The 16,162-nt window shown below is 48.5% G+C and carries 16 protein-coding genes; 7 read left to right on the top strand and 9 right to left on the bottom strand.

Annotated elements, in window-relative coordinates:
* Window positions 1-2 precede the first annotated feature (2 nt).
* Both ACN0R8_RS02055 and ACN0R8_RS02050 read right to left on the bottom strand, forming a co-directional pair.
* Window positions 3-617 carry a nitroreductase family protein gene (locus tag ACN0R8_RS02055; RefSeq protein WP_417594579.1) on the bottom strand — a complete coding sequence of 205 codons (615 nt, stop codon included), beginning with the start codon at window positions 615-617 and terminating at the stop codon, window positions 3-5.
* Window positions 618-649: 32 nt separating this feature from the next.
* A complete protein-coding gene (locus ACN0R8_RS02050) occupies window positions 650-1,669 on the bottom strand; it encodes an EamA family transporter (RefSeq protein WP_417594577.1) in 1,020 nt (339 codons plus the stop codon).
* A 144-nt stretch (window positions 1,670-1,813) separates the two neighbouring features.
* On the opposite strand from ACN0R8_RS02050, the gene ACN0R8_RS02045 reads away from it, so the two are divergent.
* The 5 genes from ACN0R8_RS02045 (at window position 1,814) to ACN0R8_RS02025 (ending at window position 5,281) form a co-directional block, all read left to right on the top strand.
* On the top strand, window positions 1,814-2,335 hold the full coding sequence (locus tag ACN0R8_RS02045) for a MarR family winged helix-turn-helix transcriptional regulator (RefSeq protein WP_417594575.1): 522 nt from the start codon (window positions 1,814-1,816) through the stop codon (window positions 2,333-2,335).
* Window positions 2,336-2,500: 165 nt separating this feature from the next.
* Window positions 2,501-3,289: an ABC transporter ATP-binding protein gene (locus ACN0R8_RS02040; RefSeq protein WP_417594573.1), complete on the top strand. Its 789-nt coding sequence runs from the start codon at window positions 2,501-2,503 to the stop codon at window positions 3,287-3,289.
* 49 nt (window positions 3,290-3,338) lie between these two features.
* The gene (locus tag ACN0R8_RS02035; RefSeq protein WP_417594571.1) at window positions 3,339-3,800 is read left to right on the top strand and encodes a methyltransferase family protein; all 462 of its coding nucleotides are present in this window, start codon (window positions 3,339-3,341) and stop codon (window positions 3,798-3,800) included.
* A 59-nt stretch (window positions 3,801-3,859) separates the two neighbouring features.
* A complete protein-coding gene (locus ACN0R8_RS02030; protein WP_417594569.1) occupies window positions 3,860-4,333 on the top strand; it encodes a methyltransferase family protein in 474 nt (157 codons plus the stop codon).
* Between the two features lie 27 nt (window positions 4,334-4,360).
* Window positions 4,361-5,281, top strand: a complete 921-nt coding sequence (locus tag ACN0R8_RS02025) for an AEC family transporter (RefSeq protein WP_417594567.1) — start codon at window positions 4,361-4,363, stop codon at window positions 5,279-5,281.
* A gap of 163 nt (window positions 5,282-5,444) precedes the next feature.
* On the opposite strand, the gene ACN0R8_RS02020 is transcribed toward ACN0R8_RS02025, so the two are convergent.
* The 4 genes from ACN0R8_RS02020 to metN all read right to left on the bottom strand — a co-directional run bounded on the left by ACN0R8_RS02020 (window position 5,445) and on the right by metN (window position 8,952).
* Window positions 5,445-6,245: a MetQ/NlpA family ABC transporter substrate-binding protein gene (locus tag ACN0R8_RS02020; RefSeq protein ID WP_417594565.1), complete on the bottom strand. Its 801-nt coding sequence runs from the start codon at window positions 6,243-6,245 to the stop codon at window positions 5,445-5,447.
* An 84-nt stretch (window positions 6,246-6,329) separates the two neighbouring features.
* The gene (metQ, locus tag ACN0R8_RS02015) at window positions 6,330-7,145 is read right to left on the bottom strand and encodes a methionine ABC transporter substrate-binding lipoprotein MetQ (protein WP_417594563.1); all 816 of its coding nucleotides are present in this window, start codon (window positions 7,143-7,145) and stop codon (window positions 6,330-6,332) included.
* A gap of 96 nt (window positions 7,146-7,241) precedes the next feature.
* Window positions 7,242-7,928, bottom strand: a complete 687-nt coding sequence (locus tag ACN0R8_RS02010; protein WP_417594561.1) for a methionine ABC transporter permease — start codon at window positions 7,926-7,928, stop codon at window positions 7,242-7,244.
* Window positions 7,918-8,952 carry a methionine ABC transporter ATP-binding protein MetN gene (metN, locus tag ACN0R8_RS02005; RefSeq protein ID WP_417594559.1) on the bottom strand — a complete coding sequence of 345 codons (1,035 nt, stop codon included), beginning with the start codon at window positions 8,950-8,952 and terminating at the stop codon, window positions 7,918-7,920. Before metN ends, ACN0R8_RS02010 begins: the two co-directional genes overlap by 11 nt.
* A 411-nt stretch (window positions 8,953-9,363) precedes the next feature.
* Here metN and ACN0R8_RS02000 point away from each other — a divergent pair, with 411 nt between their 5' ends.
* A complete protein-coding gene (locus tag ACN0R8_RS02000; RefSeq protein WP_417594557.1) occupies window positions 9,364-9,894 on the top strand; it encodes an REP-associated tyrosine transposase in 531 nt (176 codons plus the stop codon).
* A 176-nt stretch (window positions 9,895-10,070) separates the two neighbouring features.
* Window positions 10,071-10,829 carry an RES family NAD+ phosphorylase gene (locus ACN0R8_RS01995; protein ID WP_417594555.1) on the top strand — a complete coding sequence of 253 codons (759 nt, stop codon included), beginning with the start codon at window positions 10,071-10,073 and terminating at the stop codon, window positions 10,827-10,829.
* 190 nt (window positions 10,830-11,019) lie between these two features.
* On the opposite strand, the gene gcvP is transcribed toward ACN0R8_RS01995, so the two are convergent.
* From gcvP to ACN0R8_RS01980, 3 genes are all read right to left on the bottom strand, one after another.
* The gene (gcvP, locus tag ACN0R8_RS01990; RefSeq protein WP_417594553.1) at window positions 11,020-13,902 is read right to left on the bottom strand and encodes an aminomethyl-transferring glycine dehydrogenase; all 2,883 of its coding nucleotides are present in this window, start codon (window positions 13,900-13,902) and stop codon (window positions 11,020-11,022) included.
* Between the two features lie 134 nt (window positions 13,903-14,036).
* Window positions 14,037-14,429 carry a glycine cleavage system protein GcvH gene (gene gcvH, locus ACN0R8_RS01985; protein WP_417594551.1) on the bottom strand — a complete coding sequence of 131 codons (393 nt, stop codon included), beginning with the start codon at window positions 14,427-14,429 and terminating at the stop codon, window positions 14,037-14,039.
* A gap of 177 nt (window positions 14,430-14,606) precedes the next feature.
* Entirely contained in the window at window positions 14,607-16,061 is a 1,455-nt protein-coding gene (locus ACN0R8_RS01980) for an L-serine ammonia-lyase (protein ID WP_417594549.1), read from the bottom strand.
* Window positions 16,062-16,162 lie beyond the last annotated feature (101 nt).

Here is a 16,162-nt window from a genome sequence, read left to right as displayed (position 1 = left end):
GCTCAGATGACAGTCAGAATATCCTTCAGCGGGCGGCGGGCTTTTTGAGCCCAGTTGCCTTTGGCCGCCTTGCCGATGGTAATGAGCATGACCGGCAGATCATCCTCATTAAGTGGGAAATGGCGTTTGAGCTGCTCGCCATCAAATCCCCCCATCGCCCCTGTGGCCAGCCCCATCTCTTCGGCCGCAAGCATCAGGGTCATTGCAGCCAGTGACGCAGAGCGAATGGCTTCATCCCGCTGCAGTTGATCATTACCTTCATGGCTCTGACGGGCAGCACCAACCCAGCTGTCTGCAATGGATTGCGGAATAATACCCGTGTCTACAGACTTGTTAAGGCGCTGTTCCAATGCTTTATGAGCTGCCAGCTGACCGCAAACGATAAAGGTTGCCGAAGCAGCTTCAACCTGGGGTTGTCCATAGGCCGCCTCTTTTAATCGTGTTTTCGCCTCCGGTGTAGTTACCGCGATAAAACGCCAGTTCTGCAGGTTATAGGCTGAGGGGGAATACCCGGCCAGACTCACCAGTTGCTCCAGTGTACCCTGATCTATAACATAATCCGGCTGGTATTTGCTGGTGGAGCGGCGTTGTAAAATTACATTTTCTACGGATGTCATGGTCGTTACCTTTTTGTGCTGAATAAATGTCATTAAATGCGAGTGTGTTTGTTGTGTTTGAGATCAGGCCTTAAGCGTTTGAAGGTTTCTGGTACCCAAGGAGCGAGCTGAACCGCCAGAATACTGACGATGACTAAAATCAGCCCTGTCATCGCCCAACCTTCAAGCGCCTGATCCAGGAAGACCCAACCCAGTGCTACGGCAGTAAGCGGGCTTAACAGTCCCAGTGTGGAAATCATCACCGCAGGCAATTTACGGACGCCCTGAAACCAGAGCAGATAAGCGATCAGGGTGCCAAACAGTGACAGATAGCCATAACCCAGAAGATTCTCTGTGCTCAGTGTTGGCAGAGCCGGTTCCAGAATCAGAGCCAGTGGCAGCAGCATCAGACCACCTAAGGTCAGTTGCCAGCCGGTAAGCGTGATCAGTGGAAGTTCTGCACTGTTATTCCGGGTTGGTTTGCCTTGCTCTGGCCCTGTTTTGTTCGTCCGGCCATAGCGGGAGAGATAAACTCCGAGTGCCATACTTAAAGCCCCCAAGGTGGCTGCACCGATACCGATCAGATCCCAGCTGACTTGTTCTCCACTTACTTCACCCTCTACCGGAGACAGAATCAGTAGTCCCATACCGATGATGGCTGTTATGCAGGCGGTAAAAGCAATTCTGCCCGGCGGCTGTTTCTGTAGTGCCCAGATCATCAGTAGCAGAATCAGGGGTTGAACCGCACCGATCACGGCCGCTAAACCACCCGGCAGACGGTAAGCGGCAACAAACAGCATCGCCTGAAAACAGCCGATATTCAGCGCAGACAGTAGCAATAGTCCTGGCCATTGTTGTCTGGTTGGTAACACCTTAGTGAAGAGCTTGCCTGAAAAGGACGACCTGCTGAGCAGATGGCTTAACGCGATCAGCAAAATCCCTGCCGGTAAACAACGGATCACAGCGGCGGTAAAGGGCATACCCTCGGGCAGAAACTCCGAGGTCACCAGATAGGTGCTGCCCCAGCTGGCGGGGCCGAGTGCTGTGAGTAACAGCAGTACAATTGGATTCATGGAATACCTCATTGTAAATCCCAGTATTTGTCTGGTAAGTGTCGACATCCACAGGAAAACAATTTACCTTGATGTCGAGATATATTTAGATTGAACCTGATTTATCTTGAGGTCAAGATAAATTTAAAGCCAGTGAGCTGACCTATGAGTGAAAAAGTGAAAAACGAAACAGATGCGGTTGATGCCATCATGGCCCAGTGGCAGCGTGAAAAGCCCGAGTTTGATCTGACTGCGATGGAGGTTTTGGGGCGACTGAAACGGGCTTCCGCGATGCTTTCGCCCAAAATAGAGAAGGTATTTCTGGAGTACGGTTTAAATCAGTCGGAGTTTGATGTTTTAGCAACGTTACGGCGTTCCGGTGCGCCTTATTGCCTGGCGCCAACGGAGCTTTTTTCTACTCTGATGGTAACGTCCGGCACTATGACCAATCGTATGGCACAGCTGGAAAAAAAAGGCCTTATTGAGCGGATGCCCAATCCCGATGATGCCCGTAGCAAGCTGGTGAAACTGAGCCCAAAAGGTTTTGAGCTGATCGAACAGGTTTTGCCCCATCATGTGCAGAATGGCCTGAACCTGATTGCCGGACTGGATGCGGAAGCTCTTTCTGTTTTGAATCAGAGCCTGAAGGATCTGTTAACAGCATTGGGGAGATCAGAGTCTGAATAGATCAGAAAGCGGTGGAAAATAGGATTTCTGACGAATCAATAGGATTAAGAGATGGCGGTCTGAGAGATTTCTCTGCGTAAATACGGTATAAATATCAGGCCCTTAGATCATTATAATCAAACCAAATTGACCTGAATGCAGGTCACAGAAAGAGGCGGTGTACCTATGCTCTCAATGCCCTTGGCAGAACTGAAGAATATCACGGCCTTTCGTGGGGAGCGCAAGGTTCTCGAAAGCTTTAATCTCACCCTGCATGATGGGGAGAGTGTTGCTATTCTTGGGCCTAATGGCTGCGGCAAGTCGACGCTGCTAAAGCTGCTCACCCGAGAGATCTACCATGTCCAGAGACCCGACAGCAGCCTTCTGATAAAAGGCCAGGAGCATATTAATCTGATGCAACTGCGGGAATGGCTGGGGGTTGTTTCTCAGGATCTGCAGGAGCTCTATACACCTTATACCTTGGGACGTGATGTAGTGGCTTCCGGTCTTTTAGGGGCCATTGGCGTGCATACGCATCTGCAATTGACAGATGCCCAGCAGGAGCGGGTAGATGAGGTGATTGATAAGTTAGGGCTTGCTTACTTGAATGATACTATGTTTCAAAGGCTTTCCACCGGCCAGCAGCGCCGCTTGCTGTTGGCTCGTGCCCTTATTCATAACCCCTCTACCGTGATTTTTGATGAGCCCACCAACAGCCTGGATCTTCAGGCATCGTTTGAGCTGATCGCAACAATGCGTGAACTGGTTCAGGCGGGGACAAACCTGCTGATTGCCACCCACCATGTACAGGAAGTGGTGCCTGAGATTGAACGTATTATCTTTATGAAGGCAGGCCAGATTATTGCCGATGGTGATAAAGAGTCATTGTTAACCGCAAATAACCTGAGTGACCTGTACGGTGTAAATTTAAAGCTGATGGTTCAGGATGGTTTTTATCATGCCTATCCGGCGTGATGGTCTGTTTTTACTGTCACGGTTGTCGCACGCTGCTTAGGGGCGCATCATGAAAGTGTTAGAGTTAAAAATTCCACCGCCAATCGTTGCTTTGTTGCTGGCAGCGGCTATCTATTACGCAGCGCCTGTTTTCCCGGCGTTACCACTGAATGATGACTGGCGGCTGATTCTGGCAGGGCTCTTTGCGGGCGTCGGGTTCAGTTGTGATCTGGCGGGGCTGTACAGCTTCCGTAAAGCTCATACCACCATCAACCCGTTAGCACCGAAAAAGTCATCGGTACTGGTGACCCGGGGTATCTATCGGTTTACCCGCAACCCTATGTACCTTGGACTGGCATTTCTGCTGCTGGCCTGGAGCTGTTATTGGGCATCTTCTGCAGTATTGATCGATCTGCCGCTGTTTATCGTTTATATCACCTTGTTTCAGATTAAGCCGGAAGAGCGGGTTTTGCTTGAGAAATTTCCGGATCAGTTTCCGGCCTATTGTCAGAAAGTCCGCCGCTGGATCTGATGGTTACCCAGCAGATGTTGTTGCTCCCAAACAAAAATTAAAGAAAGAAGGATTCAGGAATGAAATGGCTGGAACTGAAAACCCCACCGGTTGTTGTCACCTTACTGTTTGGTTTACTGATGTGGGTGGTCACTTATCCGGTAAAGGGTACGCTGCTTATTCTGCCTATCTCACCTAAGGCGGCGATGGCTCTGACTGGGGGCTGTTTGTTGCTGGGGGCTGCTTTTTCTCTGTCTGGTGTAGTGAGTTTCCGGTTGGCGAAAACCACCTCAAACCCGCTAGACCCGCAAAAAGTTTCGACGCTGGTGCAAAGTGGTGTTTACCGTATTAGCCGTAACCCAATGTATGTGGGCTTTGCGCTTTTGTTATTGGCGTGGGCATTTTTCCTGCAGTCGGTTTTGGCTATTTTACTGATGCCGGTTTTTATCGCTTATCTGACGATGTTTCAGATTAAACCCGAAGAGCTGGCGCTGTATGCACTTTTTCCTGAAAGCTTTCCGGCCTATTGTCAGCAGGTACGCCGCTGGATCTGATACTTAATCTCTGACCGAGGAGGTTCCTTGGACGTTCTTATAATTACAGCGCCGATCTTTTTATTGATCGGGCTTGGTTTTTTCGCTGTCAGACAAGGCTTTACGCCCTCTGAGGCCATCCCTGGCATGGCCTCCTTTGTACTTTATTTTGCTATTCCTGCGGTAATCTTCAGCAATGTTGTCAGAATGGATTTTACAACTCTGTTTGATCCCCGCTTTATCGGTGTTTATGCCTCCGCCACATTGGGAAGCCTTTTTCTGGGGTTTGGGCTGGCACACTGGGGGATGAAACGTAAAAGCTTACACAGCGCCGTGTTAGCGGTCGGTATTGCTACGCCCAACAGTTTGTTTATCGGTTTGCCGGTTTTGGTGCAGGTTTTTGGTGAGGTCCCGACGGTATTCACGATGGCGGTGATGGTAGAAAATCTGCTGGTGGTTCCAACCGCTTTAATTCTGATGGAGCGGGCTGCCAACGATGGAACGTCAGGCGTCAACTGGCGGGCTGTAGGGGGGCGGGTGATTAAAAGTCCACTTATACTGTCAATTCTGGCCGGTGTTGTGGTTGCCTTATCAGGCGTGACGGTTCCGGTTATTTTAGACAAGATGCTTGCCATGCTGGCACAAGCCGCAGGAGCATTGGCTCTGTTTGTTATCGGAGGGTCACTGGTGGGTATGACGGTAAGGGAGGTGGGCACTGATACACTGCTGGTTTCTGGTGGCAAACTTATTCTGCAGCCGGCACTGGCCTTTCTTGTTCTGATGTGTGTGCCGGGACTGGATGATGTATCCCGTATTACGATTCTGTTGCTCTGTGCCGTGCCTATGTTCAGTATCTATCCGATTATTGGTGGTAACTATGGTTTTCGTCGCCAGTGTGCTGCGACTCTGCTGATTACGACGTTAACCTCTTTCTTTACATTGACCCTCTTATTGAGTTTTCTCCGGTGAGAATGTGGGGGCATTTAACATAACAGGCTAAAGATCGCTTCTTATGGCAATAAAAATGCCCAGTCTATAAAGGTTATAGGCTGGGCATTTTTTGTATCACTTATGTTCAATCAGTGATTTTTACATCAACCGCATCGAATGATCCGGCTTGACGTGATATTGATTAGCGCGCTACTTCGATGGTGCCGTTGTAGGTTTTGCTTACAAAGTCCTGAACCGCTTGTGATTGGAAAATCTCGACAACTTTTTTGTAGGTTTCATTTTCTTTGTCTTCCGCGCGAGCCGCAATCTGCATAACAGCGAACTCAGCATCTTCTGACTCCAGGTAGATGCCCTGTTCAGCAGGGTTTAAGCCGGAAGACATCACGTAATTCATGGTGATAACCGATGCGTCAACGTCATCTAAAGTACGCGGTAACTGTGCCGCTTCAACTTCTACAAACTCAAACTGTTTTGGGTTTTCAGCGATATCATAAGGTGTCGCTTTAGCCGCAGTATTTTCGTTGAGGGCAATCAATCCTGCATCAGCGAGTAGAATTAATGCCCGGCTACCATTGGTTGGATCATTCGGAATAGAGATACGTGCCTGATCAGGTAGGTCTGCAATGGACTGGTATTTAGATGAATAAATACCCATGCGCATCAGGATAGACTGACCCACTGATACCAGCTTCTGTTCGCTATTGGTATTGAAGTTATCGAGGAACGGCTGGTGCTGATAGCTGTTCATATCCAGACTGCCATCGGCTAATGCCGCATTGGGTGTGATGTAGTCAGAAAAGATAACAACTTCAACATTCAATCCCTGCTTTTCTGCTTCTACCGCAACAGCTTCTACTACTTCAGCATGGGGGCCAACGGTGGCACCAATTTTTATCGTTTTAGCTTCATCATTATTGCATGCCGCTAACCCTAATAATAAGGGAAGTGTGCATAATAGTTTTACAATTTTTTTACTTAGCATATCTGTTTCCTGGTCAATGGTGGCGCTATATGAATAAGGGTGATGTTGCCTAAATAAGAGTATGCTTATTAGCTAGGTTATTGATTACCAGCCTTTAACAACACCATCTTTAAACTCGTCCATCGCCACTTGGTACACTTCTTCAGACTGATATGCCTGAACGAATTTTTGTACATTCTCTGCATTAACATTGTCTTTGCGTGCGACAATTAAGTTCACATAAGGTGAATTCTTATCTTCTACAAAGACACCATCTTTCTCTGGCGACAGATTGATGTTGCTTGCATAGGTTGTATTGATAATCGCAAGTGTCACATCATCTAAAGAGCGAACCAGCTGAGGTGCTTCAAGCTCAACAATTTCTAAGTTTTTAGGGCTGCTGACAATATCCAATACTGTTGCTGTTAGACCAGCACCTTCTTTTAGCTGAATCAGCCCTTGCTGCTCAAGTAGCAATAGAGAGCGAGCTAGGTTTGTTGGGTCGTTAGGGACAGCGATCTGGTCACCTTCACTAAGCTCATCGATAGATGTCACTTTATTGGAATAACCTGCAATAGGGTAAACAAAGGAGTTGCCTGCGATGGCAAACTGGTAGCCCCGGTCTTTTATTTGCTGGTCAAGATAAGGCTTATGCTGGAAGGCGTTAGCATCAATAGAGCCTTCTTCTAATGCTGCATTGGGTGTTACGTAATCAGAAAAGATGATCAGTTCAACATCTAAGTTGTACTTCTCTTTGGCAACTTTAGCTGCAGCTTCTGCCACTTGGGCTTCAGAGCCCGCTATTACCCCAACTTTAACCTTGCTCATATCCACTTCAGTATCTTTGTCATTACAACCGGCAAGCAGTACGGTTAAGGTTAGACCTGTGACAGTAAGAAGACTTTTAATTTTACTCAGCATATTTACTCCTATATCAAAGATATCTGCCAAGAACTGTTGGGAATTGGGAATATAGTTGCTGACAAATATGCTTTGATTATTTAGTTATATATAATATTAGCGATGATCAACACGTTTCACTAAATAATCGCCTAATGATTGAATAGCTTGTACCAGTACAACCAGAATAACGATGGTGATCATCATAACGACAGCATCAAAACGCTGATAGCCATAGCGAATGCCCACATCACCTAAACCGCCGCCGCCAACAGTACCTGCCATGGCGGAATAACCCACCAGGGTGACAAGTGTAATGGTTGCTGAGTTTATAATGCCGGGTAACGCTTCTGGCAGCAGCACTTTTAATATGATCTGTTTGGGTTTAGCACCCATCGCTTGAGCGGCTTCAACTAATCCTGCAGGAACCTCTAATAAAGCACCTTCCACAAGTCGGGCGACAAAAGGAATCGCGGCTATGGTCAGTGGAACAATAGCGGCTGCAGTACCGATGGAGCTACCTACAATGATGCGTGTAAAGGGAATTATAGCGACCAGTAAAATAATAAATGGAATCGAACGACCAATATTAATCAGGGTTCCTAAAACTTTGTTGGTCGCTTTATTCGCTAATAACCCCGTTTCTTTTGTCAGATGGAGCAAGACACCTAAGGGGATACCAAAAATAAAACCGATCAAACCGGCGATAGCAACCATCGCAAGTGTTTGTCCCAGTGCGGTTATAAGCAGATCGATGAGACGGTCGTTGTTAACCCACCATTCAAGCAGCATATCAAGCGACATAGCCGAGCACCTCTACTTCAATTTTGTTCTCTTTCAGAAAGCTGATCGCTTGCTCTGTGGACTCCGGCGTGCCAAAAAACTCTGCCAGCATTAGGCCAAACTTAATACCACCGACATAATCCATATTGGAGCTAAGAATGCTGATATCGAGATTAAACTCTCTGGCGACCTGACTGATAATAGGCGCATCAACCGACGCACCAGTAAACTCTAGGCGCACCAGAGGGTAGCTGTTTTCAGTCTTGGTGTCTGACAAGCGGGCTGAATAATCTGCAGGAATCGAAAGGTCTAATGTGGAGCGAATAAACTGACGGGCAAGCTCCGTCTTAGGGTGGGCAAAAATATCGCCCACGGCACCTTGCTCGACAAGTTTACCATCGCCAATGATTGCTACATGGGAGCAGATGCTTTTAACAACGGCCATCTCATGGGTGATAAGCAAGATTGTCAGATTGAACTCTTTATTGATCTTGCGTAACAACTCAAGAATAGATTGGGTCGTGGCTGGATCCAGAGCGCTTGTTGCTTCATCACACAGCAGAACTTTAGGATCTGAGGCCAGGGCACGAGCAATCGCTACACGCTGCTTTTGCCCACCACTTAAATTGGCAGGGTAGCTCTCTTTTTTATCGCTTAAACCGACGAGCTCCAGCAGGCTGTCTACTTTGGTTTTAATGGCTTGCTTATTAACACCGGCTAACTCTAGCGGCAGGCCGATGTTATCAAAGACATTGCGCGAGGCCAGCAGGTTAAAGTGCTGAAAGATCATGCCTATTTTACGACGTGTTAAGGTCAGCTGGTTATTGGAAAGCGTGTTGAGATCAACGCCGTCAACCACAACGCTGCCTTCTGTAGGGTGCTCCAAGAGATTGACGCAGCGAATAAGCGTACTTTTTCCTGCCCCCGAAGACCCAATGACACCGTAAATCGCCCCTTCAGAGACGCTAAGGTTGATATCATCAAGGGCTTTTATAGCGCGCTTTCTCTGATGAAACACCTTATTTAAACTTCTAATTTCAATCATTGAGATTCCTGAAAATAATATACTCTTAAGTGGCCTAGCTTTGCTGAGATTGGCGAAAAAATGCACTGCTTTTCTTCGCAACAGAGGGGTAAATATCTATGAATCAGGCATGTTAAGCTTGTTTGTCTCTGGCCCGCTACAAAAAAGAGCGTACAGTAAGTCGTCTTGTCTGCTGAGTCAATACGGATAGGCGCTAGGAATGGGTCATGGTGTGATCCTTCATGACTTTACGAGCGCTTTGAGTCTGGATCAGGTGGCTGATTTTGGTAGGATTAATTATGGGGGCAGTTCAACTGACTGCCACGCCCTGTGTTAGTAGCTGAATTCTGTACAAACTCAGGAATAAATCTGGTTCCCACGCTCTGCGTGGTAATCTAATGGGCTCTCATTCGCCCCGAAAAGGATTTCACTATGGGCAGAAGCCGTTATCAGTTTTTGTCTCCTACTGAACCTCATTTTCTGACTCTGACGGTTCTGCATTGGATTCCGGTTTTTACCAGACCGGATACGGTCAATATTCTCTTAGACTCGCTTCGGTTTCTTCAGGGAGATGGCTTAACAGTCTATGCCTATGTGATTTTGGAGAATCACCTGCATCTTGTCGCTCAAAGTCCGCAACTGGATAAAGATATTGCGCGTTTTAAATCTTATACCGCTCGTCAGCTTATTAACTATCTACAGGAGAAGCGGGTTAAAACGATTCTTGATCAGTTAGCATTTTATAAAAAGGCGCATAAAGAAGATCGGGATTTTCAGTTCTGGCAGGAAGGCGTGCATCCTGAGTTTATTCAGGGTGAGGCGATGATGGTGCAGAAGATTCAGTATGTGCATCAGAATCCTGTTGAGCGCGGTTTTGTGGATTGTGCGGAACACTGGCGCTATTCCAGCGCACGGGATTATCAGGGTATTGAGGGGCTGTTAAAGATTGAACGGTATTGGTAGACCGGTATGCATTCCCACGCGGAGCGTGGGAACGAGTCGAGGTTCTTCTTGAGTGCGTAAAATGTACAGATAATAACCATCACTTTACCACGTTCTTTGCTGATGGAAACGGGGTAACGATTAACACATAAACACAACTGGCTCCCATGCTCCGCGTGGAAGCCCGAGGGACAGTTATGGATATGACAAAAGAAGACTTTGTTTATTTTTCTGATGAGATAAAGAGTTGTAATCGGTTGTTTTTATCTGATAGGTCAAATAATTTTTTAAAATGGATTGAGTTTATTTCCCGAAGTGCAGAGCATATTCTTGATAAAGGGTCTCAGGTTTATCGAGCTAGGGTGTGTGAAAAGAGTTTAGAGCCAATTGAAAAAGAGGGTATGAAGCCGATTAAAAATCTTGGTTCTGAAGGGCGCGCGAACGCATACAATATCAATATGCTTTATCTTGCAAGTACAGTCGATACTGCTATAGCAGAAGTCAGGCCAAGCCTATCTGAACCTGTAACTGTAGCGGAGTTTAATATAAAACAAGACTTAAGAATTTTTGATTTTGCCCGTTTATCTTATCAGGATGGCACACATGTGATGGTTGAGCTATTTAATCAAGATTCTGAATTAGGAGTGGGTAAAGAAGATAACCTATACCTACTGAGATATATAAGTCAGCAGTTTTCCAAACCGTATTCGCAGCGAGACCAGAGACGAGAGTATCTACCTACACAGGTTATAGCAGAGTATATAAAGTCTATCGGATTTGATGGTTTGTGCTATCAGTCTCAGTTTTTGTCACATGATGGTTCAGACTATAAAAGTGGGGTAAATTATGTGTTATTCGATCTTGATTCTGCTGATCCCGTGAACTGTAGTGTTTGGAAAATAGAAAAACAAATAATTGCTACAAAGCTTATATCTGGTCTACAACGTTACCGCTAGCTCCCACGCTCTGCGTGGTAGCTTGAATCCTGTGTGCATTCCCACGCGGAGCGTGGGAACGAGTTGGATGGTAGTAGAAAGTGCGGGTAGAGTGAGAAAACTCGGTAAGCAGGCACAAAAAAAGCGAGCCAGTCGGCTCGCTTTTGTTTTTAGCTCTGGGCTAAATCAGGTTTAAAACCCACCCAGACGATTAGTCTTCGTAGTTTTCGATGCCTGGGCAGGAGCAGATAAAGTTACGGTCGCCGTAAACGTTATCGACGCGGTTCACAGCCGGCCAGAACTTGCTGGCACGGGTGTGGGCGCTTGGGAACACCGCTTCTTCGCGGCTGTAGGGGCGATCCCAGTCGCTGATTAGGTCAACCTGTGAGTGCGGTGCATTTACCAGTGGGTTGTTCTCCAGTGGCCATTCGCCGCTCTGAACCTTAACCACTTCCGCCTTGATTTTAATCATGGCTTCGATAAAACGATCCAGTTCAACCTGAGACTCAGATTCAGTCGGTTCGATCATCAGTGTACCGGCTACCGGGAAGGACATGGTCGGTGCGTGGAAACCGTAGTCCATCAGGCGCTTGGCGATATCTTCTTCCGAGATACCGGATTCTGCTTTCAGAGGGCGAATATCGATAATGCACTCGTGAGCTACTTTGTCGTTGCGACCACGGAACAGAACCGGATAGTGCGCAGACAGCTTCTCTGCCACGTAGTTAGCATTCAGAATCGCAACTTCGGTGGAGCGTTTCAGGCCATCTTTACCCAGCATGCGGTTGTACATCCAGGTGATCGGCAGAATTGCTGCAGAGCCGTAAGGTGCTGCGGAAACTGCACCAATGCCTTCGCCTTCGATACCTTCAACACTGCTGACGGTATGGTTGGACAGGAAAGGTGCCAGATGCGCTTTAACACCGATAGGGCCCATACCCGGACCGCCGCCACCGTGTGGAATAGCGAAGGTTTTGTGCAGGTTCAGGTGAGATACGTCAGAACCGATATGGCCCGGCTTGGCGATACCCACCTGTGCGTTCATATTGGCGCCATCCATGTAAACCTGACCGCCAAACTTATGGATAATGTCGCAGATCTCGACGATATCTTCCTCATAAACACCATGAGTCGACGGGTAGGTTACCATCAGGGCAGATAAGCGATCGGCATGCTCTTCTGCTTTCGCTGCCAGATCTGCGATATCAACGTTACCGTTGTCATCACATTTGGTCACGATGATCTTCATACCCATCATGGCGGCGGTTGCCGGGTTAGTACCATGGGCAGAGGAAGGGATCAGACAGATATCGCGATGGCCTTCACCGATAGACTCCTGGTATTTGCGGATCGCAAGGATACCCGCATATTCACCGGATGCACCTGAGTTTGGTTGCATGGAGATTTTATCGTAGCCGGTGATCTCTTCCAGCTGCTCTTCCAGCTGACGGATCATTTCGAAGTAACCCGTTACCTGGTCCTTCGGCGCAAACGGGTGGATATCAGCAAACTCAGGCCAGGTGACGGGAATCATCTCGGCTGTTGCGTTCAGCTTCATGGTGCAGGAGCCCAGAGGGATCATGCCATGAACCAGTGAGTAGTCTTTGTTTTCCAGAGACTTCATGTAGCGCAGCATCTCAGTTTCTGAGTGGTGCGTGTTGAATACCGGGTGCGACAGGATAGCATCGTCACGACGCATCTCAGCGGTGATACCGGTGGCAGCACCGTTCACGATAGCGGCATCCAGTTCAGCCACATCCAGACCGTGACCTTCACCCAGAATGATGTCAAACAGTTGAGCAACATCAGCAGGCGTTGTGGTTTCATCCAGGCTCACACCCAGTTTGCCACCCTCTACGTTGCGGAAGTTACAGCCGTTATCCAGCGCGCGCTGGTAAACCGCTTCGTCAGCGTCAAAGGTTAGGGTGTCAAAGTAGGTGCTGTTGGTTTCAACGCCTTTGGCATTCAGGCCGTTGGCCAGAATCGCGGTCAGCCGATGGGTGCGTTCAGCAATGCGCTTCAGGCCCTCAGGGCCGTGATATACCGCGTAGAAGGCGGCCATATTGGCCAGCAGTGCCTGTGCGGTACAGATGTTAGAGGTCGCTTTCTCACGACGGATATGTTGCTCACGGGTCTGCATCGCCATACGCAGGGCCTGATTGCCCTTAACGTCGACCGATACACCGATGATACGACCCGGAACAGAGCGCTTCAGTTTCTCACTGGCTGCAAAATACGCCGCGTGAGGACCACCAAAGCCCATAGGTACGCCGAAGCGCTGGGTAGACCCCAGAACAACATCAGCGCCCAGCTCGCCAGGGGATTTCAGAACCACCAGCGAGAGCAGGTCAGCAGCAACTGCTACCATCGCTTTCTGTGCTTTAGCGGCATCGATGACGGCTTTGATGTCAGTAATGTCGCCGTAGGTGCCGGGGTACTGGATCAGAGCGCCAAATACGTCGTAGTTGCTTAAGTTTTCGGCATCATCCACGACAACGTCAAAGCCGAAGTATTCCGCACGGGTGTTGATCACATCCAGAGTCTGCGGGTGTACATCAGAAGCAACAAAGAACTGGTCGCTTTTCTTGCGGTTAGAACGTTTGCACAGGGTCATCGCCTCTGCAGCAGCAGTCGCTTCATCCAGCAGGGAGGCATTCGCCAGATCCATACCGGTCAGATCCATAACCATCTGCTGGTAGTTCAGCAGGGATTCCAGGCGACCTTGGGATATTTCAGGTTGATAAGGCGTATAGGCAGTGTACCAGCCCGGATTCTGCAGCACATTGCGCAGAATAACATTGGGTACGTGGGTTCCGTGGTAACCCATACCAATATAAGACTTGTTGACTTGGTTCTGGTCGGCCAGTGTTTTCAGCTCAGCTAAAGCTGCTACTTCGCTGATGCCGGTATCCATTGCCAGCGCGTCTTTCTGCAGGATAGTACCCGGTACGGTATCCGTGATCAGGTTATCCAGGGAGGAGGAACCCAGCGCAGACAGCATAGCGTTTTGCTCAGCTGCGTCAGGACCTACGTGACGATGAGTGAACTCATTATGTTGTTGAAGTTCGCTCAATGTGCGCGTATCAACTGCCATTTTTATCAACCTATAGTCAAAATAGTTAATCGGCTCAGGTGGGAGGCGATCAAAAGGGGATCCGGTCGGGGAGACCAGAGGTGTTCAGAGCCAATAAAACCGGCAAAGGCCGGTTTTATTGATCAGGCGTAGAGTTAGTCGTCTTCTGCTACGCGCTCTGCGTATGCTTCTGCGTCTAACAGGCCCTCAAGGTCAGAAGCGTCTGCCAGTTTGATTTTTGCGATCCAGCCATCTTCAAAGGCGTGCTCATTGATGGTTTCAGGTGCGCCTTCCAGCTCTTCGTTAACTTCTACGATCTCACCGGTAACCGGTGCGTAGATATCAGATGCAGCTTTTACAGATTCAACCAGAGAGAACTCTTCACCAGCATCCACTTCACGGCCAACTTCAGGCAGCTCAACGAAGACTACGTCGCCCAGTTGGTCCTGTGCGTGATCGGTGATACCAACAGTAACCGTACCGTCACCGTTGTCCAGAACCCACTCGTGAGAAGCGGTGTACTTCAGGTTGCCCGGAATATTGCTCATGTTCGATTCCTCAATCTTTGTCTGATTAGATCTAATTAAATGACTAAATGGCAGCAACCGGAACGGTTATCCGGCGCTGGCCGTGATTATCTTTAAATGCGTACGGGAAACAAAGCCCGGAAGCGATATTTCCCGTTTATTTTGTTCTATTTAAGGTTTTTTTCGCCTAAAGAAGGATTAGCAGTTGACCACATTAACTGCAAGGCCACCTCTTGAGGTTTCTTTATACTTGTCCTGCATATCGTGGCCGGTCTGACGCATCGTCTCTATCACGCTGTCCAGTGAGACCTGATGATGACCATCACCACGTATCGCTAAACGGGCGGCGTTGATCGCCTTGACCGCACCCATGGTATTGCGTTCGATGCAGGGCACCTGAACTAATCCTCCAATGGGGTCGCAGGTTAAGCCTAAATTGTGTTCCATGCCGATCTCGGCGGCATTCTCGATCTGTTCGTTTGTGCCGCCCATTACTGCGCATAAGGCTCCGGCGGCCATGGAGCAGGCGACGCCGATCTCACCCTGGCAGCCCACTTCCGCCGCTGAGATAGAGGCGTTCTCTTTATAGAGCATACCGATGGCGCTGGCGGTGGCTAAAAACTCAATAATGCCGGCTTCACTGGCGTTGGGCAGAAAGCGCACGTAATAGCTCAGAACTGCCGGTATAACACCAGCAGCACCGTTGGTCGGAGCGGTAACAACACGACCACCCGCAGCGTTCTCTTCATTAACAGCCATGGCAAACAGGTTGACCCAGTCCATCACTGTCAGTTGATCTTTCAGGGCGTTTTCAGGTTTTTCCGTCAGTTCTTTATAAAGCTCTGGTGCCCGGCGTTTAATATTCAGCCCACCCGGTAACTCACCGGTCTCTTTACAGCCTTTGCGAACACAGTTATCCATTACGTGCCAGATATTCATCAGCTGCTGTCGTATCGAGGCTTCGCATTGGCTTTCATCCGTTAATACCGGTGCTCGCAGTGCGATCTCATTATCCAACATCATCCGGGCGATGGTCTTACCGGAGGTTTTACCTCGGGCCAGTAACTCTTTGCCGCTTTTGAACGGGTAGGGACGCAGTTCGGCGGTATCTTGCTGCACTTCTTTAGGTAGTTGTGATGCGGTGCTGAGTTCCGGCTTGGCTTTTATCTCTTCTTCACTGAGAACAAAGCCACCGCCTACGGAGTAGTAGATACCTCTGCAGTAAACCATGCCTGCCTGATCAAAAGCACTGAAGCGCATACCGTTCGGGTGCTCCGGCAGTGAATCCTGAAAATGGAACACCAGATCCTGCACTTCGTTAAATTCAATATTGTGTTCGCCAGCCAATAAAAATTGCTTGTGATGGCGAATTGTGTCAATCACCTGGTCGACGCGGGAGGTGTCAACTGTATCTGGCTGTTCTCCCAATAACCCCAGCAACACGGCCGTATCGGTCGCATGCCCTTTGCCGGTGAGTGCCAGGGAGCCAAAAAGCTCAGTTTTTACCCGGCTGATCCGGTCCAGGCTGTTGTTATCTTCCGTCTGGCTTTTCAGCTGAGCGATAAACCGGTTTGCGGCAATCATAGGGCCGACAGTATGAGAACTTGAAGGGCCTATGCCTATTTTAAAAAGATCAAAGATGCTCAGTGACATAGCCTTCTCCTCGTCTTCCATCCAAAATCAGGTCGATGTTTCGTATCTGAGCTGTTTAAGCTGTGTGATATAAAAGCAGCTTAGCCTGTTTGGTGGTCTTT

The sequence above is a fragment of the Oceanospirillum sp. genome (assembly GCF_048265165.1).
GTDB lineage: Bacteria > Pseudomonadota > Gammaproteobacteria > Pseudomonadales > Halomonadaceae > Oceanospirillum.
Note: the sequence above shows the minus strand (reverse complement) of the source record. Positions and strands in the feature narration are given on the sequence as shown.

Coding starts and splice junctions, on each gene's coding strand:
- ACN0R8_RS01980 (WP_417594549.1), bottom strand. CDS start 16,061: ATGTCACTGAGCATCTTTGATCTTTTTAAAATAGGCATAGGCCCTTCA.
- ACN0R8_RS02020 (WP_417594565.1), bottom strand. CDS start 6,245: ATGCTAAGTAAAAAAATTGTAAAACTATTATGCACACTTCCCTTATTA.
- metQ (WP_417594563.1), bottom strand. CDS start 7,145: ATGCTGAGTAAAATTAAAAGTCTTCTTACTGTCACAGGTCTAACCTTA.
- ACN0R8_RS02045 (WP_417594575.1), top strand. CDS start 1,814: ATGAGTGAAAAAGTGAAAAACGAAACAGATGCGGTTGATGCCATCATG.
- ACN0R8_RS02000 (WP_417594557.1), top strand. CDS start 9,364: ATGGGCAGAAGCCGTTATCAGTTTTTGTCTCCTACTGAACCTCATTTT.
- ACN0R8_RS02035 (WP_417594571.1), top strand. CDS start 3,339: ATGAAAGTGTTAGAGTTAAAAATTCCACCGCCAATCGTTGCTTTGTTG.
- ACN0R8_RS02010 (WP_417594561.1), bottom strand. CDS start 7,928: ATGTCGCTTGATATGCTGCTTGAATGGTGGGTTAACAACGACCGTCTC.
- ACN0R8_RS01995 (WP_417594555.1), top strand. CDS start 10,071: ATGGATATGACAAAAGAAGACTTTGTTTATTTTTCTGATGAGATAAAG.
- metN (WP_417594559.1), bottom strand. CDS start 8,952: ATGATTGAAATTAGAAGTTTAAATAAGGTGTTTCATCAGAGAAAGCGC.
- ACN0R8_RS02055 (WP_417594579.1), bottom strand. CDS start 617: ATGACATCCGTAGAAAATGTAATTTTACAACGCCGCTCCACCAGCAAA.
- ACN0R8_RS02030 (WP_417594569.1), top strand. CDS start 3,860: ATGAAATGGCTGGAACTGAAAACCCCACCGGTTGTTGTCACCTTACTG.
- ACN0R8_RS02040 (WP_417594573.1), top strand. CDS start 2,501: ATGCTCTCAATGCCCTTGGCAGAACTGAAGAATATCACGGCCTTTCGT.
- gcvH (WP_417594551.1), bottom strand. CDS start 14,429: ATGAGCAATATTCCGGGCAACCTGAAGTACACCGCTTCTCACGAGTGG.
- ACN0R8_RS02050 (WP_417594577.1), bottom strand. CDS start 1,669: ATGAATCCAATTGTACTGCTGTTACTCACAGCACTCGGCCCCGCCAGC.
- gcvP (WP_417594553.1), bottom strand. CDS start 13,902: ATGGCAGTTGATACGCGCACATTGAGCGAACTTCAACAACATAATGAG.